Origin of the sequence: Haloarcula sp. DT43 (assembly GCF_037078405.1) — an archaeon.
GTDB classification, from domain to species: domain Archaea; phylum Halobacteriota; class Halobacteria; order Halobacteriales; family Haloarculaceae; genus Haloarcula; species Haloarcula brevis.
This window is the reverse complement of the sequence record NZ_JAYMGZ010000001.1, coordinates 233,626-245,775: the sequence shown is the minus strand read 5'-3', so window position 1 is coordinate 245,775 and position 12,150 is coordinate 233,626. Positions and strand designations below refer to the sequence as shown.

At 67.9% G+C, this 12,150-nt stretch carries 13 protein-coding genes and 1 tRNA gene; 5 read left to right on the top strand and 9 right to left on the bottom strand.

The window, feature by feature from the left end:
- Nucleotides 1-12: 12 nt before the first annotated feature.
- Nucleotides 13-444: a universal stress protein gene (locus VI123_RS01320; RefSeq protein ID WP_336336274.1), complete on the bottom strand. Its 432-nt coding sequence runs from the start codon at nt 442-444 to the stop codon at nt 13-15.
- Between the two features lie 77 nt (nt 445-521).
- Nucleotides 522-594, bottom strand: a tRNA-Gln gene (locus VI123_RS01315).
- Nucleotides 595-764: 170 nt separating this feature from the next.
- Here VI123_RS01315 and VI123_RS01310 point away from each other — a divergent pair.
- From VI123_RS01310 to fer, 3 genes are all read left to right on the top strand, one after another.
- Nucleotides 765-1,373: an IMP cyclohydrolase gene (locus VI123_RS01310; protein WP_336336273.1), complete on the top strand. Its 609-nt coding sequence runs from the start codon at nt 765-767 to the stop codon at nt 1,371-1,373.
- A 67-nt stretch (nt 1,374-1,440) separates the two neighbouring features.
- On the top strand, nt 1,441-2,139 hold the full coding sequence (locus VI123_RS01305) for a metallophosphoesterase family protein (protein ID WP_336336272.1): 699 nt from the start codon (nt 1,441-1,443) through the stop codon (nt 2,137-2,139).
- Nucleotides 2,140-2,196: 57 nt separating this feature from the next.
- Entirely contained in the window at nt 2,197-2,850 is a 654-nt protein-coding gene (gene fer / locus VI123_RS01300) for a ferredoxin Fer (RefSeq protein WP_336336271.1), read from the top strand.
- A 1-nt stretch (nt 2,851) separates the two neighbouring features.
- Here the strand turns inward: fer and VI123_RS01295 are convergent, their stop codons facing one another.
- Nucleotides 2,852-4,027, bottom strand: a complete 1,176-nt coding sequence (locus tag VI123_RS01295) for an aspartate kinase (RefSeq protein WP_336336270.1) — start codon at nt 4,025-4,027, stop codon at nt 2,852-2,854.
- Nucleotides 4,028-4,236: 209 nt separating this feature from the next.
- Between VI123_RS01295 and VI123_RS01290 the strand changes: the two genes are divergently transcribed.
- On the top strand, nt 4,237-4,635 hold the full coding sequence (locus VI123_RS01290) for a GNAT family N-acetyltransferase (RefSeq protein WP_336336269.1): 399 nt from the start codon (nt 4,237-4,239) through the stop codon (nt 4,633-4,635).
- A gap of 26 nt (nt 4,636-4,661) precedes the next feature.
- On the opposite strand, the gene thrC is transcribed toward VI123_RS01290, so the two are convergent.
- Both thrC and VI123_RS01280 read right to left on the bottom strand, forming a co-directional pair.
- Nucleotides 4,662-6,047 (bottom strand): threonine synthase, encoded by a 1,386-nt coding sequence (gene thrC, locus VI123_RS01285; RefSeq protein ID WP_336336268.1) that lies wholly within the window; start codon nt 6,045-6,047, stop codon nt 4,662-4,664.
- Nucleotides 6,048-6,102: 55 nt separating this feature from the next.
- A complete protein-coding gene (locus VI123_RS01280; protein WP_336336267.1) occupies nt 6,103-6,492 on the bottom strand; it encodes a helix-turn-helix domain-containing protein in 390 nt (129 codons plus the stop codon).
- 549 nt (nt 6,493-7,041) lie between these two features.
- On the opposite strand from VI123_RS01280, the gene VI123_RS01275 reads away from it, so the two are divergent.
- Entirely contained in the window at nt 7,042-7,875 is an 834-nt protein-coding gene (locus VI123_RS01275) for an orotate phosphoribosyltransferase (RefSeq protein WP_336336266.1), read from the top strand.
- 317 nt (nt 7,876-8,192) lie between these two features.
- Here VI123_RS01275 and argF read toward each other — a convergent pair whose 3' ends face one another.
- The 4 genes from argF to VI123_RS01255 are packed head-to-tail and all read right to left on the bottom strand — an operon-like array spanning nt 8,193 to nt 12,133.
- A complete protein-coding gene (argF, locus tag VI123_RS01270; protein ID WP_336336265.1) occupies nt 8,193-9,089 on the bottom strand; it encodes an ornithine carbamoyltransferase in 897 nt (298 codons plus the stop codon).
- 1 nt (nt 9,090) lies between these two features.
- Complete coding sequence (locus VI123_RS01265; protein WP_336336264.1) at nt 9,091-10,152, bottom strand: [LysW]-lysine hydrolase; 1,062 nt, start codon at nt 10,150-10,152, stop codon at nt 9,091-9,093.
- Nucleotides 10,149-11,276 carry an aspartate aminotransferase family protein gene (locus VI123_RS01260; RefSeq protein WP_336336263.1) on the bottom strand — a complete coding sequence of 376 codons (1,128 nt, stop codon included), beginning with the start codon at nt 11,274-11,276 and terminating at the stop codon, nt 10,149-10,151. The genes VI123_RS01265 and VI123_RS01260 overlap by 4 nt, the downstream gene beginning before the upstream one ends.
- Nucleotides 11,273-12,133 carry an acetylglutamate/acetylaminoadipate kinase gene (locus VI123_RS01255; protein WP_336336262.1) on the bottom strand — a complete coding sequence of 287 codons (861 nt, stop codon included), beginning with the start codon at nt 12,131-12,133 and terminating at the stop codon, nt 11,273-11,275. Before VI123_RS01255 ends, VI123_RS01260 begins: the two co-directional genes overlap by 4 nt.
- Between the last annotated feature and the right edge of the window lie 17 nt (nt 12,134-12,150).

Genomic DNA, 12,150 nt, shown 5'->3' with positions numbered 1-12,150 from the left:
GGGTGCCGACGGCTACCGCACGACCGTCACCGTCACCGGCGCTTCGCTGACGACCGCCGTCGCCACGGTCCCGAGCAGCCGCCGGGCGATTTCGTTTCGCGCCCCGCCGTGGCCGCCCATCACCACCTGGTCGACGTCCCGTTCGGAGACCGCATCGAGAATCGTCTCCGCCGGGTCGCCGGACTCGACGGCGGTGTCGACGGCCTGGTCGCGCTCGGCCGCCCGCCGCCTCGCTCGTTCGACGAGGTCGTTCGCCCGCTCCATCGCCGCCTCGCGGCGCTCGTCACCCGGTTCGAGCAGCCCGCCCTCGCTCATCCCCGCGTCGAGGGGCGCGACGACGTTCAGCACCGTTATCTCGCAGTCGAAGGTCGACAGCGCGTAGGTCAGCGCCTCGTCCGAGAGCGGCGAGCCGTCGAGCGGGACGAGCACGTGCGCGGGAGCCATACGCGTACTCTCGGGGCGAGCTACAAGAATCCGGGGTGCGAGACGGATGTGACTATCGAACGTGGTCGCCCCAGAAATAGTCCATCCTGGATTCGAACCAGGGTCGAAGCCCCCAGAAGGCTTCAGGATTGGCCACTACCCCAATGGACTGAGCGCACTCTACTGTATCGCGTGCCCCCTTGTAAGCGTTGCGCGATTCGGTCGGACATGAAGCGTGTCAGCAGCCCTCACAGCCGCCGCTCGGAGCACAACACCGTTACGTGCGCACTCGGCGGCGCGACATCGACACCGCTTTTTCCGGGTGTCGACCACAGTCGGGTATGTACGTCGGACGATTCGTCGTCGTCGGCCCCGAGGTCGGCGCGTACCGCGTCTCCTCGCGCTCGTTCCCGAACCGCCAGGCCGTCCAGCGAGACGGTACCGTGACCGTCGAGCCGACGCCGGACGCGCCGGAGACGGACAACCCCTACATCTCCTACAACGGCGTCCGCGTCACCGAGCGCGGCGCGGTCGTGGGCAACGGCTCGCACGTCGACCCCATCGCGGAGAAGCTCGAACTGGGCTACCCCGCGCGGGACGCGCTGGCTGAGCCGCTCCTGTCGCTTGACTTCGAGAAGGACGACTACGACACGCCACGAATCGCGGGCATCGTCGGCGTCGACGCGGCGGACCCGACGACGACCGTCGAGGGGCCGGGCGCGGTCGTCGGGACCGTCCGCCGGGACGCCCTGCTGGTCGAGGAGGTCACCGAGCCGACGCTCGTCGCCACCTACGAAGAAGACAGCCCGACCGCGTTCGACCTGGCCGCGAGCGAGGCCGACGCGGCGGCGCGCGAGGTGTACGACCACGAGTACGAGCACGCCGTCTGCGCGGCCGGCGTCAGCGGGACCGCTGGCGCGTTCGACGTGGCCGTCTACAACGGCGAGTGAGCCGCCGGCGACACGGCGGCTGCGTCAGCACCGACACTCAAGACCCTTCAGTGGATAGGAACGACCAATGAAGCTCGGAGTGCTTTCGGACATTCACGGGAACAGGGTGGCGCTGGCGGCGGTCCTCGCCGACATGCCGGCCGTCGACGGACTGGTCTGTGCGGGCGACGTGGTCGGCTACAACCCCTGGCACGCCGACTGCGTCGACGCGATCCGGGGCGAGTCGGCGGGGCTACCGGAAGGGGTTCCGTGGCCGACCGACGAAGTCCCGACGGTGATGGGGAACCACGACCGGGCCGTCGCCGGCGAGACGCCCTTCGCGTTCAACGGGATGGCCCAGGCCGGCGTCGAACACGCCACCGAGCAGCTCTCCGACGAGCAACTGGCGTGGCTCGCCGCCCTCCCCGACGAGCGGCGGGTCTGTGACGGCCGGGTAAAACTCGTCCACGGCCACCCCGACGACCCGGACCACTACACGTTTCCCGGGGAGTTCGGCCCGGACCTGCTGGGCGACGAGGACGTCCTCGTGATGGGCCACACGCACCAGCAACACCACGAGGTGTACGACGAGGGCGTGGTGCTGAACCCCGGCAGCGTGGGCCAGCCCCGCGATAGGGACCATCGGGCCGCCTACGCCGTGCTCGACCTCGACGAGCTGACCGTCGAGGAACGCCGCGTAGAGTACGATACGAGCGCAGTCATCGACGCCGTCGAGGACGCCGGGCTCCCGCGGGAAATCGGCTTCCGGCTGACGCAGGGCCGGTAGCCTGCAGATACTGCAGCGGGACGAGGGGATTTATGTCCGTGACCGCTACTGTGTGGTGTGGAGTCCCCATTCGAGGTTCTCGGAATCCTGCCCGACGCCGACGACGGGGAGATAGTCGACGCCTACCGCCAGCGGGTCAAGGAGGCCCACCCGGACCAGGGCGGGTCGACGGCCGAGTTCCAGGCGGTCAAGACGGCCTACGAGCGACTGCAGAACGGGTACGAGCCGGGGGACCCGCTCCCGGACGAGACGGCCGAGCCCGAGTCCGACGCCCCGCCGGAGCCGGAGGACCCGATGGTGGAGTTTCTCAACTTCGAAGTGCTGGAAGACCACGGCTGGTCGCTCGGCGACGAGGACCTGTTCGAGAAGGCGGCCGACGCGGGCCTGCGCTCGACCGACTTCGGGCGGTTCTACGTCGACCCGAACGACACGCTGCTCGAGGCGGCCGAGAAGAACGGCTTCGCGTGGCCCTTCGCCTGTCGGGGCGGGGCGTGCACGAACTGCGCGGTCGCGGTCGTCGAGGGCGAGATGCCGTCGCCGGCGAGTCACATCCTCCCGCCGGACCTCACCGAGAAGGGGATTCGGCTGTCGTGTATCGCCGCGCCGGTCTCGGACAACGCGAAAATCGTCTACAACCTGAAGCACCTGCCAGAGGTCAGCGAGCTACTATTGCCGGCGAGCCGGTTCGAGCAGGCGTCGTCGACGGACTAACTCAGAACACGTCCTGGACGAGCGAGAGGGCCTGCTCGCGGTCCTCCCACGGAACGAACACGGAGACCGACGTGGCTGACGTAATCACGTCGTAGAGGTGGATGTGCGCGTCGGACAGCGGCGCGACGACCTGGTGGGCCAGCGCCGACTGGCTGGGGTCGCCGCCGGTGACGCGGATAACGGCGATTTCGTCCTCGACGGTGACCGACGAGAGCGTCTCGTCGTCGACGATGCGGTCGTGCAACAGCGCCTCGGCCTCCTCGGCATCGTCCTCGTCGACGTAGAACGTCAGCGAGTCCATCCCCGAGGAGTTGGCCTCGATGTTTATCTCCTCGTCCGCGATGGCGCTTGCCAGGTCCGCGAGGATGCCCGGGCTGTTCCGGATGGCGCGGCCGGCGACGGTCACGCAGGCGATGGGCTGTTCCTGCAGGTCGATGAGGTTCTGGAACTCGCCCTCGATGGACGTGCCGCCCGAGAGCAGGTCGCCGTGCTGGTAGTGGACCACGCGGACCCCCAGGTCGCCGGTCTTGTACGACAGCGCCGACGGCGCGACCACCTCGGCCCCGCGGAACGACAGCGAGCGGAGTTCGTCGACGGAGATCTTCCCGACGTTTCGCGCGCCCTCGACGACGCGGGGGTCGCCGGTCATGACGCCTTCCACGTCGGTGACGATGACGACCTCGTCGGCGTCCATGTAGTCGCCCATCATCACGGCGGTCGTGTCCGAGCCGCCACGGCCCAGCGTCGTCACGTTGCCCTCGTGGTCCTCCGCCAGGAAGCCAGTGATGACCGGGACCACGTCCTTGAGCTGGCCGGCCAGCGCGTGGGCGCGCTTCTGGGTCTCCTCGACGTCGACCTCGCCGTACTCGTCGGTGATTATCGGCCAGTCTTCGCTGCCGGGTTCGAGGAAGACGGCCTCGATGCCGCGGGCAGCGAGCGCCCCCTTGAGCATGCGGACGGAGGTCCGCTCGCCCATCGAGACGATTTCCGCGCGGTCCGCGGAGTCGGCGTCGTAGTTTATCTCTTCGAGCAGTTCGTCGGTCGTGTTGCCCATCGCCGAGGCGACGACCGCGACCTCGTGGCCCTGCTGGACCGCCGCGGCAATCGAGTCCGCCGCCCGGTTGATGCGGTCGCCGCTGCCGAGGCTCGTCCCGCCGAACTTGGCGACTACGCGCATGCTACCACCGCGCCCGTGTGTGCGTGAGTCATTGCCCTCGCGTTGTCCGTCGCTCGGGATAACTGTGTTCATCTGTGACCGGCTCTCACTGTCGACCGCGACCGGCGGATTCCGTCGTGTGAAGCCCTGCTGTCCGGAGACGGGCGCGACCCGGGCGGCCGGGCGCCACCGACACACCGTTTATTTGCATGGGGTTCCCACACACAGATATGGATATCCGCGACGCTGTCGAGGACGACGCCGAGCGACTGGCCGCCCTCGCGGACGGGCCGCCGGACGTGATGCGGAACCTCGTCCACGACCGCACCGTCCGCGTGGCCGAGGTCGACGACGAGGTGGTAGGGTTCGTGAGCTTCGACGCCGAGCGTGGGACCGTCCACGTGACGCAGCTGGCCGGGTCCGGCGACGCCTGCGAGAACCTCCTGGCCGACCCAATCGAGTTCGCCCGCCGGGAACACATGACCGTCGAACTGTTGCTTCCGGAGGAAGAATCAGAGGTTCGGGCCGCCGTCGAGGCCGTCGGGTTCGCCTCGACCGGAAACGGCCCCCGGTTCGACGGGCAGGAGACGACACGGTACCGGTTAGAGCCCGAGCGGGCGGAGCACTGACGGAGTCGAGACGTCCCGCCGTCCTTCTACGAACGGAGTTTCCGGTAGAGGTACGCGACGCCCAGGCCGCCGGCGACCAGCGCCGGGACCAGCGGCGCGTCGGCGGCCTTCGAGACCTGCCGCCGGACCGTCGCGGCGACCGACGAGTCGTCCTCGATGAGTTCCAGGACGGCTTCGGTGCTGTTTTCGACGGGCTCGGGGTCGTTGCCGGCCTCGGCGGCCGCGTCGGGGTCTTTGAGCAGGTGCCCCGTCGTCAGGCAGACGACCGACTCGTCGCTATCGACCTCGCCTTCGCGGCGGAGTTTCCGGAGGCCGGCGACGGAGGCCGCCGACGCCGGTTCGACGCCGACGCCCTCGCCGGCGATGTCGCGCTGTGCTTCAGTGATTTCCTCGTCGGAGACGGCCACCGCGGTGCCGCCGGTCTCGCGGATGCCCGGCAGCGCCTTCGGCGCGTTGACCGGATTGCCGATACGGATTGCCGTCGCGCGGGTCTCGACGTCCTCCCAGCGGCGGGTGTCCTCGTACCCCTCCTCGATGGCCTCGACCATCGGGGCGGCCCCCTCGGCCTGGACGCCGGTGAGCTTGGGCACCTGGGCTTCGGTTATCGCGCCGGCCGCGACGAGTTCGCGGAAGCACTTGTACAGCGCCGCGGTGTTGCCGGCGTTGCCGACTGGCAGGACGATGCGATCCGGGTACTCGCCGTGGTCGGCGTAGAACTCCTCCATGATTTCCAGCCCGATGGTCTTCTGGCCCTCCAGGCGGAACGGGTTCAGCGAGTTCAGCAGGTAGGCCTCGCCGCGGGCGGCGAGGTCCTGGACGATGTCGAGACACTGGTCGAAGTTGCCGTCGACCTCCAGAATCCGGGCGCGGTGGAGGCTCGCCTGCGCGATTTTCCCGGCCGCGACCTTGCCGGCCGGCAGGAGGACGAGCGTCTCCATCCCGCCGCGTGCGCCGTAGGCCGCAAGCGCCGCGGAGGTGTTGCCGGTCGAGGCACAGGCCAGTCGGTCGACGCCGACCTCCTGGGCGACCCGGACACCGACGGTCATGCCGCGGTCCTTGAACGAGCCGGTGGGGTTCATCCCCTCGTGTTTCACGCGGAGCGCGTCGACGCCGATGTCGTCTTTCAGACGCGGCATCTCGTGGAGCGGCGTGTCGCCCTCCGGCAGCGTAACGCCCTCCTCGAACGGGAGCGCGGCGTTGTACCGCCAGACCCCCGAGCCCTCGAACTCGTCGAAGGTCGGCAGGTCGGCGTAGCGGACCTCGAGCAGGCCGTCACAGTCGTCGCAGGTGTAGCGAATCTCGTCGAAGGGCGCGAACGTCTCACCACACTCGATGCAGGTCAGCCAGACGCCGTCGTCGGCGACCGGTGGCACGTCGTCGGTGAGTTGCAGGTCAGCCATTGTCGGGACCATGCCCCCAGTGGGCAAAAGTCGGACGGTTGCCGGCCGTACCGCGCCCGCCCGGCGCTCACTCGTCGGGGCTGGCGTCGAACTCGTCGATGCGGTGGTGGACCGCGGCGGTCCACTCGTCGAGCGTCTCGTGCATCAGTTCGCGGGCCTCAGACAGCGGTGTCGCGGTGTACTGGTACACGTGGCCGCCGCCGTCGAGGAGCCGCCGTTGCCGCGTCGCGAGCCCCTTCTCGCGGAGCGTCGACAGCGACCGGTTGACGTTCGAGCGGTCCCGGCCGAGCTCCTCGGCGAGTTCCTCGACGGTGCTGGCGGGCGTCTGCAGCAGCGTCCGGTAGGTCCGGACTTCGTGTTCCTGGACGCCGAAGACACAGGCCATCACGTTCGAGAGCGCCGGTTCGTCGTCGACGAGTAGGTCACCGTCCCGGTCTGTCGCGGAGTCGACCGCCATTGACCAGGTGTTTCATCTCCTGGCGGATAAACGGAGCCGTTACCTCGTCCTCACCCAGTGGCACGCGCGTCAGTCGGTCCGATCCGAGGGCAATGCGAGGCCCACGGACACTGTGAGATGTGTTGTCAACCGTAGAAAAATGGGCATCGGTTCGACTGGAGCCGCGGGAGGTTTCGGCAACAGACAGGGCATCTGTCGGGCGAGAGCCACCGACGGAACCGGTAACGGCCGCCGTAAAGCCGGATAAGGACGGCCCGTACAGCGGTTCGTCCGCAGATGACACACACTCGATAGTTCGAAGTACTTAATAGGTGACCATGATTATCACTATGGAAACAAGTAAGCGCATGTCCCGTCGCGCCATCCGGACCAGGGAAATGCTAATACTTGCCATGCAAGCAAACAATGAACTACAGGAGTTTCGATCATCTCAGCGCCGATACGCAAGACTGGATCGTCGACTTGCCGGATAATCTCGACCTGATTGTCGGCATCCCGAGAAGCGGGATGCTCGTTTCGAATCTGTTGTCGCTTCACCTCAACTTACCCATGACGGACGTCGAGGGACTGCAGGAGGGTCGGCTCCTCCAGGCGGGTGAGCGCTACGACGGCGAGTTCGACGTCTCGGCGTTCTCGAAGATTCTGATCGTCGACGACACCGTCTACAAGGGCGGAGCGATGACCGAAGCACGAGAGACAATCGAGTCACTCGACCTTCCGGCGGAGACGTACTACGGGGCCGTGTACGTCGACGAGGGGTCAGAGCGGTTCGTCGACACGTACGCCCAGACGCTCCCTTTCCCTCGCGTCTTCGAGTGGAACATGATGCACCACGACTTTCTCAACGACGCCTGCGTCGACCTGGACGGAATCCTGTGCCGCGATCCGACCCCGACGGAGAACGACGACGGGGCGAACTACCGTGATTTTCTCACCACGGTCAGACCGAAGTGCGTTCCGTCCGTGTCTATCGGCCGGATCGTGACCTGCCGGCTGGAGCGGTACCGCGAAGAGACGGCGGCCTGGCTCGACGAGCACGGCATCGAGTACGACGAACTGGTGATGATGCAGTACCCCAACAAGGCGGCTCGCGTCGCCGCGGGCGACCACGCTGAGTACAAGGCCGACGTCTATCAGTCGACGGACGCGAAACTGTTCATCGAGAGTTCACACAACCAGGCGCGCAAGATCGCTCGACGGACGAGCAAGCCGGTCTACAGCAAAGAGCGCAACGTGATGCTCCAGCAGGGGTACCTCCACCGGGTCACCCGGGAGGGGCGTGCATCGATCAAGGCGGTGCAGTCGAACCCCGTCCGCTACGTCAACCAACTCAGGTCCGACCCCGTCGACTTCCTCAAGCGAGCCTCGTCCGTGTTCCTGTGACTGGGTTGTGAAACTGCCCCAAACGTAGCGAAAAGGCCATCGTTTCGGGTAGAGATCACAGCGGCCCCACATCGTTTTCGAGACGAGTCGAAGTAGTCCGAGAGCCGTCAGCTCCGTTCAGTCGGTCTGAATCGGTGCTTCTCAGCAGTCAGCCGGTGAGTCGGAGGGATCGAAATTTTCGTTCCAGATCGACCAGTTACGCCAGCAATCCCTCCGTGGGCCATTTTTTCGCGTCGGGTTTCCTCGCTCACGCTGTTTGCTGCGGGGACCGCTCACGCAAAGACGTGGGGCAAAAGCCGCCCCGCACTCCGTTCGGGTTACGCCTGCTCGGACAGCCAGACCAACAGCCCCTTCTGGGCGTGCAGCCGGTTTTCCGCCTGGTCCCAGACGATGGCGTTGTCGGATTCGATGGCGTCGTCGGTGACCTCCTCGCCGCGGTGGGCGGGGAGACAGTGCATGAACGGCCGGTCTTCGAGCAGGCCCGTCGTAATCTGGAACCCCTCGAAGTCGGCCAGTTTCTGCTCGCGTTTGTCCTCCTGGCCCATGCTGACCCACACGTCGGAGTACACCACGTCGGCGTCGGCGACGGCCGCTTCGGGGTCGTGGGTGGTCTCGGGCGCGTTGCCGAAGGCGGCGGCGCGGTCGGCCACGTCGTGGGAGATGCCGTAGCCCTCCGGCGTGGCGACGGTGAGGTCGAGGCCGACCATCGCCGCGCCGATGACGAACGACTGGCAGACGTTGTTGCCGTCGCCGACCCACGCCACGGAGACGTCCTCGAAGTCGCCGAACTGCTCGCGGACCGTCAGCAGGTCGGCGAGCGTCTGGCAGGGGTGAGCGTCGTCGGTCAGGCCGTTGATGACCGGGACGTCCGCGTACTCGGCCAGTTCCTCCGCGTCGGCGTGGTCGAACACGCGGGCCATGATGAAATCGACGTAGCGGCCGAGCGCGCGGGCGGTGTCCTTGACGGGTTCGCCGTGGCCCAGGTGGATGTCGTCGGGGCCGAGGAAGACGGCGTGGCCGCCCAGTTGCGTCATCCCCGTCTCGAAGGAGACGCGGGTCCGGGTCGACGGTTTCTCGAATATCATCCCGAGCGTCTGCTGGTCGAGCAGGTCGCTCGACCCTCCCTCGCCGTGGTCGGCCTTGACGGCCGCGGCCCGGTCGAGGACGGTGGTCAGTTCGTCGGTCGTGAGGTCGTCGACGTCGAGTATGTCCATGTTAGTCCTCCAGCAGGCGTTCGGTCGCGGTTTCGAGCACCGCGACGGAGCGGTCGTACTCGTCGAGCGGGAGGTGTTCGTTGGGCGCGTGGTCGAGGTCGGAGTCGCCGGGCCCGTAGGTCACCATCGGACAGTCCCACGCCTTCGCGTAGACGTTCATGTCGCTGGTGCCGGTCTTGCGCAGCAGCGTGGGGTCGCCCTCGTGCTGGCGGATGGCGGCCCGGAACGCCCGCGCGACGTTGGTCCGGGGGCTCTGCATCACCGGTTCGACCCGGTCGTCCCAGTTGACCGTGCCGTTCTCCAGGAACCCGTCGGCGATTTCCCGGATTTCGTCGGTGCTGTACTCCGGGGGCACCCGTAGCTGGACGTCCATCGTCGCCTCGACGCTCAGCCCGTCGGTCGACGTGCCGCCCTTGAACTCGACGGGTTTGCAGGTGACCCGCTCGAAGACGGGGTGCCACTCGTCGGTGGCGAACTCGTCGTCGACCGACGACCACCAGTCGATGGCGTCCTGGATGGCGTTGTTCTCCGGGCGCGAGGAGTGGCCGGACTCGCTCGTGGCGACGTAGGTCCCGGCCAGCAGGCCGCGGTAGCCCAGCGTGATGCCCTCCCAGCCGGAGGGCTCGCCGTTGATGACGGCTCCCGGTGCCGTCTCGCGGTCCTCGACCAGGTAGCGGCCACCCTTCGAGTCGATCTCCTCGCCGACGACGCCGACGAAGGAGGCCCCGGTGCGGACAGCCGCGACGGCCATCGCACACAGCGGGCCCTTCGCGTCGACGCTGCCGCGGCCCCACAGCACGTCGCCCTCGTCGGTCTCCTCGACGCGGACCGGGATGTCGCCCGGCACGGTGTCGATGTGAGAGGTCAGCAGGACGCCGTCGTCGTCGGGCGCGCGGACGTTGCCGACCTCGTCGAGCCACGCCTCGCGGTCGTGGGCCTCGAAGAACTCGACCAGCCGCTGGGCGGCCGCCTGCTCGTTCCGCGAGACCGAGGGCGTGCGGACGATGGTCTCCAGCAGGTCGCGGGCCTCCGTGTCGGCCTCGCGCGTCGCGGCTTCGCTCATCCCACCACCTCCACCATCGCGTCGACGACGGCGTCGGCGTGGGCCTCGGCGATGGTCAGCGGCGGGAGCAGTCGGACCACGGTGCGGCCGGCCGGCAGCGCGAGCACCTGGTGGTTCAGCGCGAGCTTCTTCAGCGCCGCGTTCGCGCCGCGGCCGACCTCGACGCCGATCATCAGGCCCTCGCCGCGGATGTCCCGCACGTCGTCGCCGATAGCCGCCTCCAGTTCCGCCTGGAGGTACTCGCCCATGTCGGCGGCGTTCTCCGGCACGGCGTCCTCGACGATGGTCGACACCGTCGCGCCGGCGGCCGCGGAGATGACCGGCCCGCCGGAGAACGTCGATGCGTGGGAGCCGTAGTCCTCGGCTATCCAGTCCCGGCACAGCGTCGCGCCGACGGGGAGACCGTTGCCAAGCCCCTTCGCCGCGGTTATCATGTCGGGCGCGACGTCGGCCCGCTGGGAGTTCCACAGCGCGCCGGTCCGGCCCATGCCCGTCTGGACCTCGTCGAAGATGAGCGCCGCTCCGGCCTCTTCGGTAATCTCCCGGGCGGCTTCGAGGTAGCCGTCCGAGGTGGGGTTGATGCCGCCCTCGCCCTGGACCGGTTCGACGATGAACGCGGCCGTGTCTTCGTCGACGGCCTCGGCCAGCGCCTCGCTGTCGTCGTAGGGGACGAACTCCACGTCGCCGATGAGCGGCTCGTAGGGCTTCTTGTACTTGTCCTTCCAGGTCGTCGCCAGCGCACCCATCGTCCGGCCGTGGAACCCCTGCATCGTCGCGACGATTTTGGAGTTCCCGGTGGCCGAGCGGGCGAACTTCAGCGCCGCCTCGTTGGCCTCGGTCCCGGAGTTACAGAGCCAGGTCTTGTCGATTGGGTCCGGCGCGGTGTCGGCGAGCAGTTCGTACAGCGCCGTCCGCTCGGCGTTGGGGTACGACGCCTGCACGTAGGTGATTTTCTCCAGTTGCTCGCTCACCGCGTCCTGAACCGCCGGGTGACCGTGCCCGAGCGGGACGCAGGCGTAGGACGCGCCCATGTCTAGGTACTCTGTGCCGCCGTCGTCGTAGACGTACGCGCCGTCGCCGCGCTCTATCTGGATAGGTTTCTCGTTGAAGACGAATCCGCTCATGTGTCTGTTTCCTCCGTCTGTTGGTCGTCCTGTGCGAGTGCGCCGGCGTAGACGTGCGTGCCGCCGCCGTCGAGCGCCGAGCAAATCGGCTCGTCGGCGTTGGCGTCGGCCACGACCGCCTCGGGCGCGCCGCCGTCGAGGGCCTCCTCGACGGCCATTATCTTCCGGCTCATGAAGCCCTCGGCCGCGTCTTCGAGGGCGTCCCAGTCGGCGGCCGTCTCGACGGCCTCGATGAGCGTCGCCGGGTCCTCGGGGTCCGCGTAGACGCCCTCGACGTCGGTCAGGAGGACCAGCGTCGCGTCGAGTTCGCCGGCGATGGCGGCCGCCGAGCGGTCGGCGTCCGTATTCACTGGGATTACCTCGCCGTCGTCGTCGCCGGCCATCGGCGGTGCCGCGACCGGCGTGTAGCCATCCGAAAGCAGCGTCTCCAGCAGGTCGCCGTTGACCCGCTTGATGGTGCCCGAGTGGTCACCACGGCGAATCTTGCGCTTGCCGTCCTCGACGACCCGCACTGCGGACTTGCGCGGTCCGTAGAGCAGTTTGCCGTCGACGCCGTTCAGCCCGACCGCGTCGACGCCCTCGCTCTGGAGGCCGGCGACGAGCTGGGTGTTGAGGTGGCCGAAGGCCATCTCGAACACCTCCATCGTCGTCTCGTCGGTGAACCGGCCGACGATGCCCGACGGCGTCTCGACGTACTCCGGTTCGACGCCGAGCCGTTCGAGCGTCTCGTCGACCTTCGTCGAGCCGCCGTGGACGACCACGACCCGCTCGCCGTCTGCCACTAACGATGCCACGTCCGCAAGGGCCCCCGCGGGGTCGACCGCGCGAGCGCCACCGACTTTGATGACTACAGTCATGAAAACTACCTCCAGGG

What these genes read in the sequence shown, in the direction of transcription:
- VI123_RS01320 (WP_336336274.1), bottom strand. Translation starts at nt 444, where the DNA reads ATGGCTCCCGCGCACGTGCTCGTCCCGCTCGACGGCTCGCCGCTCTCG.
- VI123_RS01310 (WP_336336273.1), top strand. Translation starts at nt 765, where the DNA reads ATGTACGTCGGACGATTCGTCGTCGTCGGCCCCGAGGTCGGCGCGTAC.
- VI123_RS01305 (WP_336336272.1), top strand. Translation starts at nt 1,441, where the DNA reads ATGAAGCTCGGAGTGCTTTCGGACATTCACGGGAACAGGGTGGCGCTG.
- VI123_RS01295 (WP_336336270.1), bottom strand. Translation starts at nt 4,027, where the DNA reads ATGCGCGTAGTCGCCAAGTTCGGCGGGACGAGCCTCGGCAGCGGCGAC.
- VI123_RS01290 (WP_336336269.1), top strand. Translation starts at nt 4,237, where the DNA reads ATGGATATCCGCGACGCTGTCGAGGACGACGCCGAGCGACTGGCCGCC.
- thrC (WP_336336268.1), bottom strand. Translation starts at nt 6,047, where the DNA reads ATGGTCCCGACAATGGCTGACCTGCAACTCACCGACGACGTGCCACCG.
- VI123_RS01280 (WP_336336267.1), bottom strand. Translation starts at nt 6,492, where the DNA reads ATGGCGGTCGACTCCGCGACAGACCGGGACGGTGACCTACTCGTCGAC.
- VI123_RS01275 (WP_336336266.1), top strand. Translation starts at nt 7,042, where the DNA reads ATGACGGACGTCGAGGGACTGCAGGAGGGTCGGCTCCTCCAGGCGGGT.
- argF (WP_336336265.1), bottom strand. Translation starts at nt 9,089, where the DNA reads ATGGACATACTCGACGTCGACGACCTCACGACCGACGAACTGACCACC.
- VI123_RS01265 (WP_336336264.1), bottom strand. Translation starts at nt 10,152, where the DNA reads ATGAGCGAAGCCGCGACGCGCGAGGCCGACACGGAGGCCCGCGACCTG.
- VI123_RS01260 (WP_336336263.1), bottom strand. Translation starts at nt 11,276, where the DNA reads ATGAGCGGATTCGTCTTCAACGAGAAACCTATCCAGATAGAGCGCGGC.
- VI123_RS01255 (WP_336336262.1), bottom strand. Translation starts at nt 12,133, where the DNA reads ATGACTGTAGTCATCAAAGTCGGTGGCGCTCGCGCGGTCGACCCCGCG.